Here is a 19735-nt window from a genome sequence, read left to right on the forward strand (position 1 = left end):
CCTAGCGAATCTTACTGAGAACATGTTCCGGCCAAGGAGAGGATTTTCCAGTATTCATATCAACCCAAACCATAGTAGCGCCACCCGCCGCTACTAACTCTTCCGGGGCATTTGTCAATGCCATAGTTGTGTAAACATCAACACTTGATCTGCCAATGTTGCCAATATAGGTTTTTAAAATTAACTCACCTGGATAAGTGAGCTGCTTGAGAAAATTACAAAACCCATTAATCATCAGCATGGATTCTTCCCCAGGTGCTACCTTGTAACCCATTGAGGTAATCCACTCAACCCTAGCTTGCTCCATATAGCGAAAGTAGACGGTATTGTTTACATGCGCATAGGCATCCATGTCACCCCAACGAATTGGCATGGGCATTTCATGCACCAATTTTTTATCGTCTGGGATGTCTATGCGCATAAGAGTAAATCTAAAAGATTAGCCGAGCTGCAGCGCCATTTGGTAGAGGTTGGTAGAGCGAGCACCGGAGCGGCAGAAAGCCAAAATTGGTGCAGGCAAGGTTTTGAGTAATCGGGACATCTCTGCTACTTGTGCAGGGGTAAATGCGCCAGGAACAACCGGTAGATAGGCGTAATTCAAGCCAAGGCTTTCCGCCTGTGCTTGAATTTCTGCGCTAGTGGGTTGATCGGGTCCACCCTCAAAATCTGGGCGATTGTTAATAACGCTTTTATAACCCTGCTTTGCGATTTCAGCTAAGTGGCTGGGTTCAATCTGACCAAGAGTGCCGAAGTGATTGTTATGGCAGGAGATAGGAAGACTCATCTAGACCTCTAAAGTAATAAGTATCAAATAAATAATGAATGGGATTCTAAATCAGCGAGATTGTTTATGGCCAGCAAAGAAACGATTACACAGCAACATACCGGCAAGCATCGCGACAACAAAGACCAACGCTTTTAAATGGCCCTGACCTACAGCAACAATTGCTGGCCCAGGGCAAAAGCCTGCAATCCCCCATCCGGCACCAAAAATTAAGCTGCCAATGACCAAAGGCTTGGTGATATCTCGACGGGTTGGGATATGTAAGGCGCCGCCAAAAAATGACTCCGCCCTCTTCGATGCTATATAAAAGCCCGCCAATCCAATCAGTACACCGCCACCCATAACAAAAATCAGTGATGGATCCCAATTGCCAGTAATGTCAAGGAAATTCAATACTTTTTGAGGGTTACTCATCCCGGAAACAATGAGGCCCAAGCCAAAAAGGACGCCAATAAAGTATTGGCTATATAAACTGAAATATCGCTTCATGATTCATAGGCCCAATAAATGACGCGTGATGTAAACCATGACAAAGCCAGCCAACATAAATGTCAAAGTAGCTACGAGTGACCTTGGCGAAAGACGAGATAAGCCACAGATGCCATGGCCGCTTGTGCAGCCAGAACCGTATTGCGCCCCAAAGCCAACCAGCAAGCCTGCGATAACGATTGATGGCCAACCGGCGTCAATGACTGTCACACCATGCAAATCAAAGAATAAGGCGGCCCACAAAGGTGCACTGAATATTCCGAGTAAGAGGCTGAACCGCCAATTCCAATCGCCTGCTAATGGCTTGAGAAGTCCGGCAACAATGCCGCTAATGCCCAGAATGCGCCCATGCAGTAACACATAAAGCACGGCGGCAACGCCGAGTATTAGGCCGCCAAGTAAAGCTGGTCCAGGGGAAAACGCTAACCAATCAATTTGCATGTATGTCTGATCTGGGCTCTAAAATTAACTGCAAGGATTTGGGGCGAGTCGCACTTGCAGGTAACGCAGTGCCATGTATGCGCCAAAGATAAAACCAGGAAGCGCAAAAAAAGATCCGATGGCTAAAGTTGAGATACCACTTAATCCTTGGCCAACAGTGCAACCTAGCGCGGTGACGCCACCAAAGCCCATGAGCGCGGCACCGACTAAATGGTTTGCCGTATCCTCAGTATTGCGAAATGTTTCCCAGCGAAATGACTTGGTAACTAGCGCAATAAATGCTGATCCGGAGATCATTCCAATCACTGCGGCAATTCCAACTGTCATGACCTTGGATGTGTCGCTGTACATCATCAACCAGTCGAGTGAATATGCATAAGGGGCGACGAATGAAAGACTCTCCATGCGACCTGAATTAGTGACCAGAAAAACTTCTTCCAAGGTATTTGGATCTTCAGCAACATAACCTAGACTGCCAGAAATCCACCACACTGCGCAAATAGCTAAACCAACAAGCACCCCGGCAAAAATATTTTCTGCAGTCCAAAAGGCTTTACTTGCCAAAGCGTATCCAATGAATGCAAAGCCAACAAGCAAGCCTAAGGCTAAGTGCAGGCTTGATCTAGCAACGCCCAGGACTGGACTCAGAATGCTAGGAAGATCCTGGGGCGTGCTTAGAGTGATGAACACCGAATCCAAGGTATTGATGCGGATAACACCCAGAAATCCCTTGAGCGTCATATAGGCAGATAAGCCGAGCACTAAAAATACAATGACGGACTTTAAATTACCTCCGCCGATGCGAACTAAAGTTTTGCTTCCGCAACCAGAGGCGAGAACCATACCGAATCCGAACATCACACTACCTACCAAGGTAGACAGCCATAACAGCTTGCTGCTGGTGTATATGCTTTTCAGGGGATCAATCAAACCAAGATATGACATGAAAGCAAAGCCAACAATGGCAACTCCGATAGCTAAGAACCACTGCCTCAATCGATCCCAGCTAGACATGATAAATACGTCGGAAACTGCGCCCATACTACAAAAGCCAGTTTTCTGCATCACAGCGCCGAGCAAGAAAGTGATGGCAAAAGTGGAAATTAAAACGTATTTACTGAGAGAAGAAATATCTACTGCATCCATAGCGTGAATTCTAAATATTAAGGTTTAAATTTATAAAACTGTTGATTGAGAAATGCGGCAACATCTGCCTCGTCCTCGGGAAAAAGATCAAGACGTAATTCGGTATTGCATATCGCAACCATCGACTTGAGCTTTTTGAAGTCAGTCACTTTGCTGTCAGAGCGCGTATAAATCATGTCGCCATTTCCAAAACCAGACTTCTTGGCATGACATGCGTAACACTTTTGTTGGTCAATAGCTTTGCCATTAGCAAGATCTGGAGATGCATTAGCGTACAAATGGATGCCAAGCAGCCCAAATAGCACTAAAAGCAGTCGAGATAGCGTTAAAGCCATTAAAAATCAATCATTTAGCAAATAAAGGCTTATTTTAAAGCCCAGAAAGCAAATACGCTTATTCCGCCTGAATGGATAAGTAGACGTTATAGGCATTCATACGGTTTGCAGCCCTAAATAAAGGCATTCCATCATATTCAGACCAGTCCGCTGCTTGATATGCTTCATCGAAAGGATCAAGGTTAATTGCCGCTTGCGCCATGGATTGACGTAAATATCTCAGATAGCCCCTTGTAAAGGCGATATCTTCAATGGGGTGATTTGAATAATTTCCGTGACCTGGAATGACGATTTTGGGGTTAATCCGCTCAATTTCCTCCAGGGCGGATAACCACCCCCTACTATCAGCATTCGCTACAAAGGGGATGCGCCCTCTAAATACTAGGTCTCCAGCAAATAAAACCCCTTCCGATGGAACGTAGATCATTAAATCTTCTGGGGCATGGGCTGGGCCGACCCGGGTAATTTTGAATTCAACCCCACCAATATTAAGCAGTTGACTCTGATCAATCCAAACATCTGCCGATACAAGGCGGGTGGCAGCATTAACCCAAGGGGCAAAATCCACACGTGAGGCAATAAGTCTTTGCTTGGCAGTCTCGGAAGCTAAATAGTTTATCCCTTGGTTTTGAGCATAAATCTTGGCCCCGATTTTTTTAAACTCTTGCAAGCCATAAATATGGTCAGCGTGATAGTGCGTTACCACTACCGCCACAATTTTTTGCACAGTTTTCTTGCGAATTTCGGCAATGAGTTTTTGGGCCAACACGGGCGAGCCAAGAGCATCGACCACCACCACCCCCTTTGGCGTGATAACAAAACCTGCATTTGAAATAAAGTTTTGATTTTGGGCGCTACCGATCTCAGGAAGGCCTTGCACAAAATAGGTGTGAGGAGCAACCTGAATAGGATTCAATAGAGCGCCCTCACCTGCCGCATTGACAACGCCGAACATGATTGCTTCGAGAGCAATGCAGAAAATAGCACGGTGAAAGAAGGCGGAAAACATGGTGTGTTTGAGTAACTGGACGCCTAGGGTTTGATATAGGCGAAGTGATTTTGATACTGCAGATCAGCCACTCTAACGACACCAGAGGGAGTGAAATCGGCATCTAGAGAAAACTGGTCCTTTGAGAGATTGCGATTTTTTAGCGTAATCTCACACACCTCAAAGCGGACGCCGCGTGACTTCAGGGCGCCGATTAAAGGACCGTATTCAATTCCGTTCTTCTTATCCTTAGCCCCCTCCATTAGGATATCAACGCCATTTGCATGGGTAACCACGATGATCTTGGTTTGAGGCGATACGTCGAGATGATTCCGGATATTGCGAAGACCTTTGATGCCTTGTGTTTCAGCGTCATCAATGTGATACACCACTTCCGTTGGGTTGGCCGCAAAAGCTGAAGAAGAGAATACAGAGGCTATTGCCAAGAAAATCACGATAAAGGGGTAAAGAATTTTTTTCATTGCATACACTCGTAAATATTTATAGAGAAGCCATACCAAGATTATTCGCAACACCTTTGATGGTGGGCTCATTCAATTTGACCGCCTTCACCACCTTCACATCACGCAGATGCCTTTCGATAACATCCCAGACTGGCTCGCCACCAGCATTCTTAGCCTCCTCACTCACGGGCGCCCAACCGGCAACTTTATAAGTCTTACTAGGATCTATATCTTTGCCGTTCAATCGCATATCGGTAATGCGTTTACCGGCGGATGCTGCTGGATCGATGGTGTATTGCATGCCACCCACGCGCACCATATCTCCACCCTGCTGGTAGTACGGATCGGGGTTAAACAAATTGTCTGCAACATCCTCAAGAATTGTCTTGATGGTTTCACCAGTCATATTTGTAACGGTTGTATAGGGATAAGTGATTGCTGTTTGATCCAATAGGTTTTCGCGTGTAATTGCTTGGCCCGGTAACAGGCTTGTTCCCCAGCGGAAGCCTGGAGAGAAAGCAATCTCGGCATTCTTCTGAGCCATCAAGCCATCTAAGATTAATTGATCAAAACTGCCGTTGAAGTTTCCACGTCGATACAGTAGGTCATCAGTAGTTGCCAACTTTTCATTCAGCTTGTTCTCGTAAGGGGCTCTCATTTTTGCAATGAGTTTATTCATCGCAGGGTCAGCCGGAATCATATTTGAAAAGATCGGGAAAAGTTTATAACGGAAGTCGACTGGTTTGCCGCCCTTCACATCAAAATCAAGAACGCCCAAGAACTTACTGTTGGATCCGGCATTGGTAACTAGGGTCACACCGCCAGCATTCTTTACCTTTACCGGGATGGGCACGCCATCATGAGTGTGGCCGCCCATAATGGCATCCAAGCCAGTTACTCGAGAGGCCATCTTTAAGTCAACATCCATACCGTTATGCGAGAGCAGCACGACAACTTTTGCGCCTTTTGACTTCACTTCATTGATAGTCTTTTGTAAATTCCCTTCCTGTATTCCAAATGTCCAATCGGGAGTGAAGTAACGTGGGTTGGCAATTGGTGTATACGGAAAGGCTTGACCAATAATCGCAACCTGGATTCCATTCTGCACCTTCATGACGTAAGGATTAAATACTGAATCGCCAAAGTCAGCAGTTTTAATATTTTGCGCAATGAAGGAAACTTTTCCTTTAAAGTCACCATTCACAATTTCCATAACGCGCTTCTCGCCCAGAGTCATCTCCCAGTGAGGCGTCATCACATCAACACCTAGCAATAGGGCTGCATCGACCATATCTTGACCGTTAGTCCAAAGCGCCGTGCCTGAACCCTGCCATGTATCTCCGCCGTCTAGCAACAAAGCACCCGGGCGGCTAGCTTTCATTTGCTTAATCAAGGTTGCCATGTGGGCGAAACCGCCCATCTTGCCGTAGTTCTGAGCGGCTGCAACATAGTCTAAGTAGGTAAAGGCATGGGCATCGCGCGTACCGGCAGTAATACCATTTGCCTTGAGAAAGTATTCTCCAACCAAATGAGGAGTTTTTCCTTCTTGCTCACCAATACCCAAATTCACATTGGGTTCACGGAAATAAATTGGCAATAACTGCGCATGGCAATCTGTGAAGTGAAGAAAATGCACATTCCCAAATTTCGGCAGATCATAAAACTTCTGCGCAGTAGTTTGAGCGCTTGCAAAATGAGATTGCAAACTCATGCCACCTGCGGATGCAATTGCTAATGCTTGTAAAAATTCACGGCGATTTAACGACATATTAGTTCCTCTTAAGAAAACAGGCCTTGCGGCCCGTTTTAATGAATTACTTATTTACAGGTGACTCTGGATCGAGCAATAAGGCCATCACATCTTGAATTTGCTGTTCGTTAAGCAACTTAAAGTGCGCGATACGCGGCATATTGCTGCATGCGTTGTATGCCTTTGCATTATTGATTCGGTTCCACGTGTAGGTCACAACCTCTTTGGAGTAGCCGCGTAATTTGGCATAGCCAGCCAAAGATGGTCCAATCGTTCCAAAGGATATCTCCTTGGGGTCAATTTGGTGACAGTTGTAGCAACCGCCGCCGATCAGAGTGTCTGCCTTATCTGTCCAAGTCTCGCCACGACCACTCTGTGCGATCTTTTCACCATTCTTCCAATCACCGATATATTTACCATCGGATGGCTGTTTAATGGTCTCCATATTCATTTTTTGAATCTTATCGCGCATCGCCTCACCCTGCTTGCTATTAGCAAACTTAGGGTCAGAGCAAAACTTTTGTGTTTCATCTTGATCAATGCGATTAAGGCCAGCAATGCCTTCAGCCCTAAAACTGTCTTGCATCATCTTGGTAAATTTTGGATCAATCTTTTGTTGCGCTACTGCCGAAGACTGAATGCAGGCAGCAGCAATAATGAATCCGCATAAGGTTAAGAGTGGCTTGATGTGTGTGATTTTCATGATCTCGATCTCTTATCCGTTAACGCTTTAAACCTGGGGTTTCGACTGTACCGCCGTTGGCATTTTTTGCCATATACATTGACAATGCGATAGTCACATCGGAACCATAGATTGGGAATGGGAAACGTTGCTGGCGGAAGCAATCATTCAAACGCTGTTGCATCGTCCAAAACTGTCCGCTGGAGACGCGATAAGCCGGCCAATATCCCCAGGCTAATGCAGCACCCTTCTGCTCTGTAATATTAGGTAAATCTTGTAAGCGAATGCGCTTACCATTTTCGCCATGACAGGAGGCGCAGGAGAAGTCCATTGGACCACCCTCAAAATAGAAAGCACGCTTACCCAAGTCGTACATCTCTTTCTCTTTAGGATGTGCTGTACTCACCTTAATTTTCTCGCCCTTAGATTGAGTGACAATATAAGCAACAATGGCTTCCATGTCCTTCTTTGGGCCTTGTTGGAATTGCGCATCGATCATCTCTTGTGGGTCACGACCTTGCAATATCTGCATACAGGTCATGAGACGTGACTCCAGGTCCTGAACTTTATTAGTATCTTTAAAGTAGCGAGGCAATTGCGCCGCAGCACCTTTGACAACGCCAGGCCCAAGCCCTAGATTACATTTCTCGAGCGTAGCATTTTTAGGGCCGGCAGGCTTCTTCCACAAATCTTCACCGGCCGCCTCATATAGCTCTGAAGGATTGCCATCAGCAATCATCTCACGATATTTTGCAATATCGTCGGTAGCGCTTTTCTGCGCAAACACCGAGGATGTCATTGTTAATAAAGTTGCCACTATTCCAGTGGCTAACCCTAAGGTCAATTTACGCTGCATTTCCTACCCTTTCAAAACCATGGAGGCGGTGAAGATTGATTAAAGCACTACGCAATTAAGAAGCGGTAGCTTCATCAGTGCGCTTGTCGCCTTTACTATCGATCCAGGTGACAGTAATCTTGTCGCCTTTGGCGCCCTTGTACTTAAAGTTCAAAAATGGATCCTTAGATACGGCAGGACCAAATTGACCATTTAGTACATCTTTGCCATTGGCTTTTACATTGATAGTACTGATGAACCATGCAGGAATAGTTTTGCCAGACGCGTCTTTACGCTGACCAGATTCCATGTCGTGCTTCATCAAAATTTTTACATCTACAGTACCGCCGTTTTCAGCAGCTCTTACGCGCATTGGATCAGCCATTTTGTTCCTCTTTTATTCTGTGTATGAATGAATCGTATGAATTGATTTGCTTCGGAATTAACCGCCGCAACCACCAAGTGTCACTTTGACCTCTTTAACAGCCATATTCCATTTGCCATCAGCCTTCACTAAAGCGTAGACATTAGAGGTTTGACCCATCTTGATGCGGGTGGTTACAAATGAATCAGTTCCCGCGGGGATAAAGAATTGAGCGGCTAATGCACTTGGATTCTTCTCAACCAAAATAGCCATTTGCTCGGCCTTAAGTGTTGTGGTGATTCCAACAGGAACAACCGCACCATTTTCGGCAATATCTGGGGCATTTAAGGTAACGGCAGATGATTTATCTGCACCGCCAGCGCCAAGAACTTTAAAGACATCATCAAGGCTCTTACCTTCAAACGCAGCTTTATTCCATTCCTGCGCTTGCGCTACGCTAATAAGCCCGGTTGAGGCCATTAGACTAAACACTGCTGAGTATTTCAATAGACTGCGACGCTGCTGATTCATAAAAACTCCTTTATTAATCTTTACCAACTTACATTGGCTATTTTGCTTCAAAATCGACTTCTTACCGCCAAATTGATACTTATTTTCCGCCAGATAGGACCCAAGATACCAAAGTCTTACGATCCTCATCTGATAGTTGCGCTTGTGGCGGCATAGGAATAGCCCCCCAAACCCCAGATCCACCCGCCTTGACCTTCACCATCAATTTATCCAAGGCGCCGCTCTGACCTTCGTATTTCTTGGCTATATCAGCAATCGATGGGCCTACTAGCTTGGCATTAGGCGAATGACAGGCGGAACAATTTTCATTCTTAAATAAGGCTGCGGGACCTTTTGAGCTTGCAGAATGGGTATCGGCGGCATGAGCTAAGCCAGCTCCTGATAGACCAGGCAACTCCTTAATAGGCGGCTTGGTAGTGTCAGCACCGCGGTATGGCCCATACATGCGATTTTGCTCTGCAATATTGTCATGTGCATTTCTGGCGAAATCTGGCAATGTTGAGCCAATCTGAACAAATGGCACACAATTATGCATACAGGCGTTTCCATTCACATCTGGTTTGCCGCTCACATTCCAGAAACCATGTTTTGTAGTCATGCCATTGCGATTGGGCATTTTCACCTCAGCAATATTGGTATTACTTAAAACGTAATCATCCGGAACTATTTCACCTAAACTCAAAATAAACGCAACTAATGCATATGTGTCATCAGGTGTTAATGATCTAGGAGCATTCCAAGGCATAGCGCGATAGATGTAATCCCATAGAGTGGAAACTGTTGGGACCTTCATCAAAGTAGTTCTTTGAGGCTGCTTCATATCCTTCAAAGAAGCAACCCGACCTGTCTTTACATCATCCTTAGTGGTGCCGCCGGCAATTGGGGTAAAGATTTCATTGGACTCACCAAATGTACCGTGGCAACTTGCACACTTAGCCTCCCAAATGACTTGTCCCTGTTCGACTGAACCAGACCCCTTTGGCAAGCCTTTGAAGTCAGGGCGAACATCAATGTCCCATGCCGCAACCTCTGCAGGAGTTGCCACCCTCCCGATACCAGGGAACTTAGCAGAACCAGATTGAGCAAATGATGACTGCGCAGTAATTGCAACGAGTGCCGTAAATCCTAGGCAGACACTTAATTTATCCAACTTGAACATTGCTCACCTCGCCGTTTGAATCCAATTTCCATGATTGAATTGCATTATTGTGATAAATCGATCGAGTGCCACGAACATTGCGAAGGGTTTTGATCGAGGGCTGAATATACCCAGTGTCATCCATAGCTCTAGATTGCAGAATGGCTGGTGAGCCATCCCAAACCCAATCAATATTGAAGCGGGTAATAGACTTTGTAAGCACCGGAGTTTCCAGGCGAGCCGTACGCCAGTTATTGCCGCCATCAAAAGATACGTCCACCCGTGTAATTTTTCCGCGTCCAGACCAAGCCATGCCACTCACGTTATAGAAACCCTTATCTAGTAATTGCTGACCACCGGATGGGGTGGTAATAACGGATTTGCACTCTTGTATCGATGCATATTGACGGTGATCACCGTTTGGCATGAGTTCAATATAGTGAACCGCTTCATCCTTTGAGTTCCATGGGGCATCACCTACCTCCAGTCGACGCAGCCATTTGACCCAGCTCACCCCTTGAACGCCAGGAACGACGAGGCGCAAAGGAAAGCCATTTTCGGGGCGCAACATTTCGCCATTCATGCTCCACGCAACAATTGCGTCATTAAGGCAACTCTCCAAATTGATGGTGCGAGTCATGCCGGAACCATCGCCACCTTCCGCGAGCATGAACTTGCCTTTTTTGAGGTCAGCGCCACACTCCTCAAGCAACACCCTCAAAGGAACGCCAGTGAACTCGCAGCAAGAAAGCATGCCATGTGTGTATTGAACCGTAGGAACAGCAACGTTCCCCCACTCTAATCCAGTATTGGCACCGCATTCAATGAAGTGCGTACGTGAAATAGAGGGCAAGCGCATCAAGTCATTCATCGTAAAGACACGCGGGTTCTTCACCAAGCCATTCACCATGAGACGGTGCGTTTCAGGATTGATGTTGTACCAACCTTGATGATGCCGCTCAAAATGCAATCCATTAGGAGTGATGGTGCCAAATAAACCCTGCAAGGGCGTGAAGGCAACTGATGCTGCGGATACGCGCGTTAAGCCTGGAGACTCTCGACGAATAAGATTTGACTCATAAATAGAGGGCACTCCATAAGGCATTGTTGCGACATTCTTACCAAGAGTCGTTTGCCATTCTTGCTTCTCTAGGATGGCTGGATCACCCTCGCCTGCCGCCATCGTATACGGAGCTACTAGACCAACTGCGGCTCCGCTTATGGCAGACATAAATCCATTGCGCAAGAAACCACGGCGCTTTTCATCTAAGCCATTGGAATTGATGTCGGCAATAAGCTCTTGAGAAATAAAGTGTTCAGGCGCCTTAACCAAGCGAGCTCGATTAACCGGCTTTTCGATAGCGCTAATGTCCTGCGCACTAATCTCTAATTGTTTTTTGGTCATGTGATCTCTACTTTGATGAATAGATACTTTAAAAAATTAATGCAAACTTTCAGCAATCTTGGCGCATACCGTTTGACACATCTCGACAGTAGCGCTATCGGCAATTGAGTAAAAGACTGTTGTGCCCTCTTTGCGCCTAAGCAGGATGCCTGCCTTATGCAGCGCTGAAAGATGACGAGAAACATTTGCCTGGCTAGATCCACACAATTCAAGAACCTCAGAAACAGATTTCTCTCCACCGCAGATCACATACATGATTCGTAGGCGCGATGGCTCTGATAAGACATTGAAGTACTCGGCCACTTGTACAAAAATCTTCTCCATCGCCTCTGGAGGGAGATTGCTTGTAGCCTTCTTTACTTTAGATTTAGGGTTCATTATTGGCGTGAATATATGCGCATGTACGCACATTTAAGGGCCTTAGCTTCAAAAACTCCTATAGAGGAATACCCTAGCCTCGAGAACCAATACAATCAAAATCATGGATTTAGACGCAATCATCCTTTCCCTAAAACTCGCCTTCTGGACTCTAGTGGTGATTCTCCCATTTGGAATATGGGTTGCCCATAAGATGATGAGGCTCAATAAAAGCCGGCCTTGGCTTGAGGCAGGACTGGCTCTTCCCTTGGTCCTTCCGCCTACAGTGCTCGGCTATTACTTTTTGCTCGGTTTGGGTGGAAAAACCCTATTTGGAATTCCCCTCGTTTTTTCTTTCTCAGGAATCCTGCTCGCCTCACTAGTAGTAAACCTGCCTTTTGCCATCCAACCCATTCAAAGAGCGTTTGAAGCAATTAATCCAGAGATACGTGAAGCGGCGCAAGTAAGTGGACTAAGCGATTGGCAAATTTTCCGTTTGATTGAATTGCCGCTGGCATGGCGAGGAATTATTAGCGCCGCCGTATTAACGTTTGCTCATACGCTTGGTGAATTCGGCGTCGTACTAATGGTCGGCGGCGCAATACCCGGAGAAACAAAAACCGTATCGATTGCCATATATGACAAGGTACAAAACTTTGACGCGAGCGGTGCTGGAGCACTTTCCCTGCTGTTGCTATTGATATCCCTTATAGCTATCGCTATTTCATACGGCGTGTTTGGCAAGAGTCAAACTAACCCTTTGAATGGGAGGATTTGATGCTCAAGGTAAAGATCTCCCAGCTAATACCAATACCCATTCAAGTCAACCTAGAGTGCGCCCCCGGTGAATTGCACGCACTGGTAGGACCCTCTGGCAGTGGCAAAACAACAGTATTGAGAACAATCGCTGGTCTGAGGCAAGCTAAATCCGGTTTGATTGAGTGTGACTCTCAGACCTGGTTTGAGGCAGATGAGCTCGGTGACATAGAGCAAAACCTTCCGGCAGCGCAACGATCATGTGGCTTCCTGTTTCAACAGTACGCCCTATTTCCGCATTTGACTGCGCTTCAGAATGTTTGTATCCCTCTACAGAATACAAAGTTACTTGGCAATGCTCGCAAAAAAATTGGTTTGGAGTGGTTAGCCCAAATGGGAATCGCAGAGTTATCAGAGCGCATGCCACATCAACTTTCAGGTGGACAGCAACAACGTGTTGCGCTCGCTCGAGCCCTTGCTCGACAACCCAAAATCTTGTTGTTAGATGAGCCGTTTTCTGCGATCGATACCCCTACGCGGCAGAGTCTGTATAAGACCCTGGCTGACCTACGCAAGAATCTCTATATCCCCATTATTTTAGTGACGCATGATTTGAGGGAGGCCGATTTACTAGCCGATCGAATCACCGTGATTGACCAGGGCATTGGCCTGCAGACGGCGTCACCACAGACACTATTTAAAAAGCCACGAAACTCTCGGGTTGCAGAGCTTGTTGGAATTAGTAATATGTTTCATGGCGTATTCAATGCCGGAAAACTTACTTGGGATGGCTGTCAGAAAATATTCGATGTAGCAGATAAAGGCAAAATTCCTCCCAATGTCCGTGTTGCCTGGGTGATTCCACAAAGCGGTTTAAGCGCTCACAGCGCAGCAACCGCAATGAGCATTCCTGCGATAGTAGAAAAAATGAGTACCCTGGGACAAATTGCCGTCATTCAATTTCGTATTGAGGATGGCGTCAATACCATCGAGTGGGAGGCATCGGCCGCAGAGGTCAAACGTCTGCATATTGAAATTGGAAAGCAGATGCATCTTGAATTAGATGGCACACAAATTCATATCATGCCGCTAAGGCCAATTAACGACCCAAGGCGCTTTCAAGAATCGCTTTAGCGCTTCCTATAATTTTTTAGCGGTCAAACCAAGAAGCGCAGACATTCCGGCATGTCTTGCACCTTCGGATAATTCCTTTTCGTAACTGCGTAAATCAAGGATCTCAAAACCGTTAACTAGGTCACGAATCATTTCTTCGGTGTAGAGATGCTCGATTAAGGATGGCCCACCAGTCTTATATTCCAATTGCTTTGGTGTGTAGCCTTGCACAATCAAGATACCTCCAGGCTTAAGGGATTTTCGGACACTCTCAAATATTCTTGCGCGCATCGCTGCATCAGCAAACTGAATAAAGATAGCAATTACAGCATCATAAGAGTTTTCATGCCAATCAAACCCATCTGTATCGCACAGGGTATATTCGATGGCGACCTGGTGTTCATCAGCAAAAGACTTAGCTTTAGCAAGTGCAATTTCAGATACATCAAAGCCGGTAACCTGCATGCCTTGCTTGGCAAGCCAAACACCATTGCGCCCCTCGCCGTCGGCAACACAAAGTACTGAGTTACCCGTCTTTAAAAACTGTGTTGCCTGCTCGACCAAGTACTCATTTGGCTCTCGACCGAATATGAATTCTTCCTTATCGAAGCGTTCATTCCAGAACTGAGTAGCATCAGCAAAACCCATTTATTTCTTTAACCCACCAATGAGATCATTCTTTAAATCAACTACATTCTCAAGTCCAACGGCAATGCGAACCAAGCCATCCGTAATGCCGGCCGCCTTACGAGCTTCAGGACTCACCCTGCAATGCGTAGTGGTGGCTGGGTGAGTAATCGTGGTTCGTGTATCGCCGAGATTGGCTGTAATAGAACATAACCTGGTTTGGTTAATGAGTTTGAAGGCCGCCTTTTTCCCACCCTTGAGTGTGAAAGACAAAATTGCCCCGCCTTCTTTTTGTTGGCGCTTGGCCAAGGCATGCTGAGGATGCGATTTCAGTCCGGGGTGATAAACACGCTCAACGCCGGGCTGCTTTTCTAACCACTGCGCAATCGCTAAAGCATTTTGGCTTTGTTGCCTCATGCGCAACTCTAGTGTTTCAAGACCCTTTAAGAAAACCCAGGCATTAAAAGCCGAAAGCGTTGGCCCGGCAGTTCTGACGTATGGGAATACTTTGCCCATAACAAATTCATTACTACCTACTATGGCGCCTCCAACTACCCTGCCCTGACCGTCCAGGTATTTCGTAGCAGAATGAATCACCACATCAGCGCCAAGAGTCAAAGGCTTTTGCAATGCTGGAGTGCAAAAACAGTTATCCACTGCAAAGAGTGCTTTTGCCTTCTTTGCAATTTTAGAGATAGCCTTAATATCGGCAATTTCCGTTAAAGGATTGGAAGGCGTTTCCAAATAAAACAATTTGGTGTTTTCTTGAACGGCGTTCTGCCAAGCCTTGGTATCAGACAAATCCACATAGGTCGTTGTGATACCAAAGCGCCCCAGGATGTTGCTGAATAATTGAATGGTTGCGCCAAAAACGGAGCGCGAGCAAACCACATGATCACCAGCCTGAAGATGCGCCATTGCCATGGTCATAATGGCAGCCATGCCTGAGGAAGTTGCAATGCAAGCCTCTCCCCCCTCTAAGGCGGCTAGCCTATCTTGAAACATACTTACCGTTGGATTGGTGAAGCGGGAATAAATAAAACCCTGGTCAGCATGGGCAAAACCATCGGCTGCTAATTCAGCGCTATCAAAACAAAAGCTGGAGGTTAAAAACATAGCTTCCGAATGCTCTTGAAACTCAGCCGTACGGCGAGTGCCTGCGCGAACTGCTATGGTCTCGAGCGCTAACTTGGAAAAATCAGGTTTTTTGCGGGTATATGGACTCTTCATACCGCTATTTTGACACCGAATTGAAGAATTGCCTCAGACGGGTGCGCCTGAGGAACTTGATCGTTGTTTTTAGTCTTCTGTAGCTAAATGAAGATGAAGCTGCGAGCGCGCAAAATCACTCGAATCGCGTTGACGGTCAGCTTTAGCTTCAGAGGTATTGCGTGCCGCCTCTAGGGCATCTAGATAGGAATCATTGATGTCACCAGTAATGTAGTGACCATCAAAACAAGATGCTTCAAAGTTCTGAATGTTGGGGTTGATATCTTTGACGGCCTGCTTCATATCTTCCACACTTTGATAGATTAATTGATCAGCGCCAATCATCTTATTAATTTCTTCATCGGTGCGGCCATAAGCCACCAACTCACTACGGGTAGGCATATCGATACCGTACACATTCGGGAAGCGCACTGGAGGTGCGGCTGAGGCAAAAATCACTTTCTTAGCACCTGACTCACGCGCCATCTGCACAATCTCAAATGAGGTCGTACCGCGCACAATGGAGTCATCCACAATTAAGACTGTCTTATCTTTGAACTCAATGCGCATTGCATTGAGCTTCTGACGAACAGATTTTTTTCGCACTGCTTGGCCTGGCATGATGAAGGTTCTGCCGATATAACGGTTTTTAAAGAAACCTTCACGGTAGTCGACACCTAAACGCTTAGCCACCTGCATTGCCGCTGGACGGCTCGAATCCGGAATCGGCATCACAACATCAATTTCACCAGGGATCGTTTCCTTGCGGATCTTTTCTGCAAGGTAATCGCCCATCCGCATACGGACGTTATAGACGGTCACGCCATCAATTGTTGAATCGGGACGTGCCATGTACACGTATTCGAAAATACATGGCGTCAGAACAGCATTTTCTACACACTGGCGTGAGAAGAAGTTTCCATCCAAATCAATGTAGATAGCTTCGCCAGGATTGACGTCACGCACAAATGTAAATCCAAGACCTTCAAGAGCCACTGATTCAGATGCAACCATCCACTCTGGACCCTTAGGAGTATCGATACGTCCGATACACAAAGGACGAATACCAAACGGGTCACGAAATGCTAAAAGACCATAACCAGCAATCAGAGAGACCACGGCGTAAGAGCCCTTAACGCGTTTGGTTACTTGAGTCACGGCATTAAACATAGCCCCTTCATCTAGGGCTACGCTATTCGTTTCCTTTTGCAGTTCATCGGCCAAGACGTTTAGTAACACCTCAGTATCGGAGCTGGTATTAATGTGGCGACGATCGCGATAGGCCATCTCAACACGAAGACTTGGGGCATTAGTGAGATTGCCATTATGGGCCAAGATAATTCCATATGGCGCACTAACATAGAAAGGTTGCGCTTCTTCTTCGCTACTAGCAGAGCCGGCAGTTGGATAACGCACTTGTCCAATACCAGCATTACCTAACAAACTACGCATATTGCGCGTTCTAAATACGTCACGAACTAGGCCATTTGCCTTATGCATCGTGAACGAATTGCCATTCATGGTTGCAATACCGGCCGCATCTTGACCGCGGTGCTGCAAGAGCAACAAAGCGTCATAAAGAAGTTGATTAACTGGGGAGTGGGAAACTGTTCCAACGACGCCGCACATAAGCCTATATCCCTATTGTTAATGAAGGTGTGATAGTTGGAGTAATTTTAGGCATTGCATCGCCCAATTGCTTTGCCCAATCGGCTGGTAGCCAGCCTTTAATTAAACCTGTTGCCATATCTATTGCTGGGCGGGTAATCGCCTTTTGCCAAGCCATACTCTGAGGAATGGGAGTGAGCGCAGCTAAAGTTGCCATGACAACAACAATTAAGCCGCCGCGAACCAATCCAAACACTAAGCCCAAAAAACGATCTGTCATGCTGAGACCGGCCGATAGAATAATTTTTTGCACGAGGCCGCCAAGCAAGCCACAAACGATGAGTGTCAAAATAAATAAAATCAAGAAACTCACGGCTAAGCTCAACAACTCTTCCATATGAAATGTGGACAACCATTCAGTGGAGAGATAGTTGGTGTAATGATAGGCAACCCAGGCTGCGACAAACCAAGAAGCCAGAGCTAGAACCTCCTTAAATAAACCGCGAGAGATACCAACTAAAGCAGACGCCAATAGAACTACCAGGGTGAAATAATCCACCGTAGTTAATTGAAGGGTGGACAAAAATTCCATTAAGGCGCTCCAACCTCAACCAATCTTGGTGATAGGCCCATGGCCTTGACCTTCTTCTCCGCCGCTTCAGCGGCGTCCTTATCGCTAAAGGGTCCAGCCCTTAAAACAAATAATTTTGTACCGTCACTACTGGTTTTATTCAATACGTAATTTGGGATCTTTTGATCTTTCATCTTAGCAATCCAACCTTTCGCTCGCTCTTCAGAGGCAAATGCGCCAATCTGAATAACGTACTTACCTGAGCTCGCTAATTTTTTCGGAACTTCTTCCGCTTTGGTTTTCGTGGGTGATGTAGTGACAACCTCCTCACCAGCAGCAAGGCCGATAGAACCATTTTTACTTGGGGCTGCCTTCGATTCGATTTTCACTTCAGGGGCAACAGCTGGCGTTACCGCAAGTTCTTTAGGCGTCGCTACTTCTTTTTCTTTATTAGGCACTAGAGGCGCTGCAGAAGATTTCGACTTGTCTTCATTTGCAGGCATTGCTGCATTTGGCGCAGGCAGACTTGTCACGATATTTACCGCAATATCGTTATTTACTGATTTAGGCTTGCTATCTAGGATTCTTGGAAGACCAACAACTGCAATCAGGACTAAAACTCCCGCCCCGATCAAACGATGTCGTGCGCGCTGTTGTTCTGGATCTTCGGTTAGTGCTAGCTCCTCACTTTCTTGCGCTCTTTGGAAGCTGCGAGGAGCCATTTTATTGACGGTACGACGACCCCTCACCGATCCTCGGTCGAGGTCTTCAGTCTCTGGGTTTCGCTTAAAAAGCTTCGGTAAACGAATCATGGATCAATGCACCTGGTTGTTTCGATAAGCCATTACGCCGGCAACGGTATAGAAGGATCCGAAGATGACAATTCTATCACCCTCACCAGCCATTGAGAGGGCTTTTTGATACGCTGCAGCAGGGTCTGAAAAGCATTCAATCCCACCATCATCACCATTTTTAACCGCCACCCCAAGGCCCTCAAGATGACTAGACAAGGCCTTGGCACTCGCAGCCCTGGGAGTTGGTAAATCCGTACAAAACCAGAAATCCACAATCCCTAGGAGCGGCTTGATCACACCGGCAATGTCCTTATCAGCCATCACCCCAAAAATGGCATAGGTATAGGGGTGATAACCCATCTTGTCCAGACCTTGGCCAAGAGTTGCGGCAGCATGGGGGTTATGGGCAACATCGAGAACAACCGTAGGCTGCCCGGGCAAAACTTGAAAGCGCCCAGGTAATTCCACCATTGCAAAACCATTGCGAATATCTTGCGCACTAACCGGCAAGCGCAAGTGCAAAGCCATCAAAGCAGCAATGACTGCAGACGCATTCAAAATCTGGTTTGCGCCTCGTAGGGCTGGATAACCCAGACCGCTAAAACGTTTTTGGCGACCTGCCCAACCCCACTGTTGCTTATCACCCTGGAAATTAAAATCGCGGCCTTGAAGCCATAAATCACAACCCAGCTTTTCTGCATGATCTATCAAAGATTGGGGCGGCACCGGATCACCGCAAACCGCTATCGCTCCAGGTCTAAATATTCCCGCCTTTTCAAGACCAATCGCCTCGCGTGTACCACCCAAGAAATCAGCATGATCAATATCAATACTTGTAACAATGGCGCAATCAGCATCAACGATGTTGACTGCGTCCAACCGACCACCCATGCCAACCTCAAGAATCACCGCATCAAGATTGGCCTTGGAAAACAAATGCATGATTGCCAAGGTGGTGAACTCAAAATACGTCAGGGTTGGAGCATTAGGCAAGCTCGCCCTTGCCTTCTCAACGGCAGCAAAATGCGTCAATAGCAACTCATCTTTGACTTCCTCGCCATTCACTCGTGCGCGCTCATTGAAGCGCAAAAGATGAGGCGACATATGACACCCCACCTTGTAGCCGGAGGCCAGCAAAATACTTTCTAAATATGCGCAAGTAGATCCCTTGCCATTCGTCCCGGCAACCGTAATGACTGGACAATCAAAATGCAGTCCTAGAGCATCCTTAACGCGACCAATACGCTCAAGACCCATGTCGATTCCCACCGGATGAGCGGATTCAAGATGGCTTAGCCAAGCCGCGAGGCTAGGAAAGAGAATGGGGGCTGGGTGTGCTGTACTCAAG

Annotated in this window: 24 protein-coding genes; 2 read left to right on the forward strand and 22 right to left on the reverse strand. The window is 46.6% G+C overall.

Features of this window, described 5'->3' with window-relative positions:
* Nucleotide 1: 1 nt before the first annotated feature.
* From FD960_RS05405 to FD960_RS05480, 16 genes are all read right to left on the reverse strand, one after another.
* Nucleotides 2-421, reverse strand: coding sequence for a thioesterase family protein (locus FD960_RS05405; protein WP_215297763.1), 420 nt, complete (start codon nt 419-421; stop codon nt 2-4).
* An 18-nt stretch (nt 422-439) separates the two neighbouring features.
* Entirely contained in the window at nt 440-784 is a 345-nt protein-coding gene (locus FD960_RS05410) for a TIGR01244 family sulfur transferase (RefSeq protein ID WP_215297764.1), read from the reverse strand.
* A 51-nt stretch (nt 785-835) separates the two neighbouring features.
* Nucleotides 836-1273: a DUF6691 family protein gene (locus FD960_RS05415; RefSeq protein ID WP_215297765.1), complete on the reverse strand. Its 438-nt coding sequence runs from the start codon at nt 1271-1273 to the stop codon at nt 836-838.
* A gap of 3 nt (nt 1274-1276) precedes the next feature.
* Nucleotides 1277-1714 carry a YeeE/YedE family protein gene (locus tag FD960_RS05420; protein ID WP_215297766.1) on the reverse strand — a complete coding sequence of 146 codons (438 nt, stop codon included), beginning with the start codon at nt 1712-1714 and terminating at the stop codon, nt 1277-1279.
* 24 nt (nt 1715-1738) lie between these two features.
* Nucleotides 1739-2860 (reverse strand): YeeE/YedE family protein, encoded by a 1122-nt coding sequence (locus FD960_RS05425; RefSeq protein ID WP_215297767.1) that lies wholly within the window; start codon nt 2858-2860, stop codon nt 1739-1741.
* Between the two features lie 17 nt (nt 2861-2877).
* Nucleotides 2878-3195: a hypothetical protein gene (locus tag FD960_RS05430; RefSeq protein WP_251369739.1), complete on the reverse strand. Its 318-nt coding sequence runs from the start codon at nt 3193-3195 to the stop codon at nt 2878-2880.
* A gap of 58 nt (nt 3196-3253) precedes the next feature.
* Entirely contained in the window at nt 3254-4150 is an 897-nt protein-coding gene (locus FD960_RS05435; protein WP_251369740.1) for an MBL fold metallo-hydrolase, read from the reverse strand.
* 77 nt (nt 4151-4227) lie between these two features.
* Entirely contained in the window at nt 4228-4665 is a 438-nt protein-coding gene (locus FD960_RS05440; protein WP_215297769.1) for a DsrE family protein, read from the reverse strand.
* A 19-nt stretch (nt 4666-4684) separates the two neighbouring features.
* Nucleotides 4685-6415, reverse strand: coding sequence for a thiosulfohydrolase SoxB (gene soxB / locus FD960_RS05445; protein WP_215297770.1), 1731 nt, complete (start codon nt 6413-6415; stop codon nt 4685-4687).
* 46 nt (nt 6416-6461) lie between these two features.
* On the reverse strand, nt 6462-7100 hold the full coding sequence (gene soxX / locus FD960_RS05450; RefSeq protein ID WP_215297771.1) for a sulfur oxidation c-type cytochrome SoxX: 639 nt from the start codon (nt 7098-7100) through the stop codon (nt 6462-6464).
* A gap of 19 nt (nt 7101-7119) precedes the next feature.
* Nucleotides 7120-7935 carry a sulfur oxidation c-type cytochrome SoxA gene (gene soxA, locus FD960_RS05455; protein WP_215297772.1) on the reverse strand — a complete coding sequence of 272 codons (816 nt, stop codon included), beginning with the start codon at nt 7933-7935 and terminating at the stop codon, nt 7120-7122.
* Nucleotides 7936-7990: 55 nt separating this feature from the next.
* Nucleotides 7991-8299, reverse strand: coding sequence for a thiosulfate oxidation carrier complex protein SoxZ (soxZ, locus tag FD960_RS05460; protein WP_215297773.1), 309 nt, complete (start codon nt 8297-8299; stop codon nt 7991-7993).
* Between the two features lie 57 nt (nt 8300-8356).
* Nucleotides 8357-8809, reverse strand: coding sequence for a thiosulfate oxidation carrier protein SoxY (gene soxY, locus FD960_RS05465; RefSeq protein WP_215297774.1), 453 nt, complete (start codon nt 8807-8809; stop codon nt 8357-8359).
* 79 nt (nt 8810-8888) lie between these two features.
* Nucleotides 8889-9968: a c-type cytochrome gene (locus FD960_RS05470; RefSeq protein ID WP_215297775.1), complete on the reverse strand. Its 1080-nt coding sequence runs from the start codon at nt 9966-9968 to the stop codon at nt 8889-8891.
* Nucleotides 9952-11307: a sulfite dehydrogenase gene (gene soxC, locus FD960_RS05475; RefSeq protein WP_371817450.1), complete on the reverse strand. Its 1356-nt coding sequence runs from the start codon at nt 11305-11307 to the stop codon at nt 9952-9954. Before soxC ends, FD960_RS05470 begins: the two co-directional genes overlap by 17 nt.
* 81 nt (nt 11308-11388) lie before the next feature.
* Nucleotides 11389-11730: a metalloregulator ArsR/SmtB family transcription factor gene (locus FD960_RS05480; RefSeq protein ID WP_215297777.1), complete on the reverse strand. Its 342-nt coding sequence runs from the start codon at nt 11728-11730 to the stop codon at nt 11389-11391.
* 103 nt (nt 11731-11833) lie between these two features.
* Between FD960_RS05480 and modB the strand changes: the two genes are divergently transcribed.
* The gene (gene modB / locus FD960_RS05485) at nt 11834-12487 is read left to right on the forward strand and encodes a molybdate ABC transporter permease subunit (RefSeq protein ID WP_215297778.1); all 654 of its coding nucleotides are present in this window, start codon (nt 11834-11836) and stop codon (nt 12485-12487) included.
* Complete coding sequence (locus tag FD960_RS05490; RefSeq protein WP_215297779.1) at nt 12487-13599, forward strand: ABC transporter ATP-binding protein; 1113 nt, start codon at nt 12487-12489, stop codon at nt 13597-13599. The genes modB and FD960_RS05490 overlap by 1 nt, the downstream gene beginning before the upstream one ends.
* 6 nt (nt 13600-13605) lie before the next feature.
* On the opposite strand, the gene FD960_RS05495 is transcribed toward FD960_RS05490, so the two are convergent.
* From FD960_RS05495 to folC, 6 genes are all read right to left on the reverse strand, one after another.
* Nucleotides 13606-14226 (reverse strand): class I SAM-dependent methyltransferase, encoded by a 621-nt coding sequence (locus FD960_RS05495; protein WP_215297780.1) that lies wholly within the window; start codon nt 14224-14226, stop codon nt 13606-13608.
* Complete coding sequence (locus FD960_RS05500; RefSeq protein ID WP_215297781.1) at nt 14227-15435, reverse strand: O-succinylhomoserine sulfhydrylase; 1209 nt, start codon at nt 15433-15435, stop codon at nt 14227-14229.
* Between the two features lie 69 nt (nt 15436-15504).
* Complete coding sequence (gene purF / locus FD960_RS05505) at nt 15505-17043, reverse strand: amidophosphoribosyltransferase (RefSeq protein ID WP_215297782.1); 1539 nt, start codon at nt 17041-17043, stop codon at nt 15505-15507.
* A gap of 4 nt (nt 17044-17047) precedes the next feature.
* Nucleotides 17048-17614: a CvpA family protein gene (locus FD960_RS05510; protein WP_215297783.1), complete on the reverse strand. Its 567-nt coding sequence runs from the start codon at nt 17612-17614 to the stop codon at nt 17048-17050.
* Nucleotides 17614-18405, reverse strand: coding sequence for an SPOR domain-containing protein (locus tag FD960_RS05515; protein WP_215297784.1), 792 nt, complete (start codon nt 18403-18405; stop codon nt 17614-17616). The genes FD960_RS05510 and FD960_RS05515 overlap by 1 nt, the downstream gene beginning before the upstream one ends.
* Before the next feature lie 3 nt (nt 18406-18408).
* Nucleotides 18409-19734, reverse strand: a complete 1326-nt coding sequence (gene folC / locus FD960_RS05520) for a bifunctional tetrahydrofolate synthase/dihydrofolate synthase (RefSeq protein WP_215297785.1) — start codon at nt 19732-19734, stop codon at nt 18409-18411.
* Nucleotide 19735 lies beyond the last annotated feature (1 nt).

Source organism: Polynucleobacter sp. AP-Nino-20-G2 (assembly GCF_018688235.1).
Classification (GTDB): Bacteria; Pseudomonadota; Gammaproteobacteria; order Burkholderiales; family Burkholderiaceae; genus Polynucleobacter.